Raw genomic sequence first — 1779 nt, 5'->3', positions numbered from 1 at the left:
CGCACGGCCGCCGAACTCCAGCTCGCCGTCGGCGCGCCACCGGGCCACATCGCCCGTGCGGTACATCCGGGTGCCCGGCCCGCCGAACGGGTCGGCCACGAACCGCGCCGAGGTCAGCCCCTGTCGGCCCAGGTAGCCGCGCGCGAGCCCCGCGCCCGCCAGGTACAGCTCACCCGGCACGCCGGGCGGAACGGGCCGCAGCGCGGCGTCGAGCACGTACACCGCCGTGTTCGCCACCGGACGCCCGATCGGCACCGGCAGCGGGCACGCGGACAGGTCCGCGGGCAGCGGGAACGCGGTCACCACGTGCGTCTCGGCGGGCCCGTAGTGGTTGTGCAGCGCCCGCCCCGGCACGCGCCGCTGGAACTCGCGCAGCGCGCCGCCCAGCCGCATCGCCTCGCCCGCCTGGGCGAGCAGGCGCAGCGCGGGCAGGTCCCGGCCGCGCTCGTTCGCCGCCTCCGCCACGGCTTCGAGGACCAGGTCCGGCGCGTACAGCTCCTCGACGCGGTGCCGGTCGAGCCAGTCGACGAGCAGCTCGGCGCTGCGCCGCTGCTCCTCGTCCGGCACGACCAGGGTCTTGCCGAACAGCAGCGCGGACAGGATCTCCTGCGCGGACACGTCGAAGCTGGTGGAGGTGAACTGGGCGACCCGCGCGCCGACCTCGCCGCCGAGGGCGCGGTGGTGCCAGCGCAGCAGGTTGACCAGCGCGCCGGCGGGCATCACGACGGCCTTGGGCGTTCCGGTGGAGCCCGAGGTGTAGATGACGTACGCCGGGTGCCTCGGGTCGTGCCCGGCGCCCAGTGGTGCGCTGGTGTCGTTCCAGTGGGCGCGCACGTCCGCCGGGTCGTCCAGCACGAGCAAGGGCCGGGCGTCGGCGAGCATGAACACCACCCGCGCCGCCGGGTAGTCCGGGTCGACCGGCAGGTAGGCCGCGCCGGTCTTGAGCACGGCGAGGAGCGCGACGAAGTGCTCGACGCCCCTGGGCAGCCGCAGCGCCACGACCCGCTCGGGCCCGGCCCCGCGCCCGATCAGGACGTGGGCGAGCGCGTCGGACCGGGCGTCCAGCTCGGCGTAGGTCAGCTCGGCGTCGCCGAAGACGACCGCGGTGGTGTCCGGGGTGCGGCGGACCTGCGCGGCGAACAGCGCGGGCAGGCTCGCCACCGGCTCGGGGTGGGCGGTGCGGTTGCGCTCGACCAGCAGCAGGTGGCGCTCGGCGTCGGTGAGCACGTCGAACCGCCCCAGCGGGCGGGCCGGGTCGGCGAGCGCGGTCTCCAGCAGCCGCGCCCAGCGGGTGACCAGGGCCTGGACCGTGGTGGCGTCGAACAGGTCGGCGGCGTACTCGACCCAGCCGTGCACTCCCCCGGCGCCCTCGCGCTCCAGCAGCGTGACGGACAGGTCGAACATGGCGGTGGCCGGGTGCACCGGCACGACCTCGGTGGCCAGGCCCGGCAGTGCGAGGCCGGAGCGGGGCACGTTCTGCAGCGCCAGCACCACCTGGAACAGCGGCTGGTGCGACAGGGACCTGGCCGGGTTGACCGCCTCCACGACCCGGTCGAACGGCAGGTCCTGGTTGGCGTACGCGGCCAGCGCGCTCTCCCGCACCCGCCCCAGCAGCTCGGTGAAGCTCGGGTCGCCGGAGGTGTCGGCGCGCAGCACCAGCGTGTTGACGAAGAACCCGACGAGGTCGTCGAGCGCCTCGTCGGTGCGGCCCGCGATGAGCGTGCCGACCGGGATGTCGTGGCCCGCGCCCATCCGGCTGAGCAGAGCGGTGAGCCCGGT

Annotated in this window: 1 protein-coding gene; it reads right to left on the bottom strand. The window is 75.7% G+C overall.

Annotated features, from left to right (window positions below):
* Positions 1-1779 (bottom strand): non-ribosomal peptide synthetase (locus ACTUAL_RS05310; protein WP_440899458.1); only part of this gene is annotated, 1779 nt, incomplete at both ends.

The organism is Actinosynnema sp. (assembly GCF_052038725.1).
Note: the sequence above shows the minus strand (reverse complement) of the source record. Positions and strands in the feature narration are given on the sequence as shown.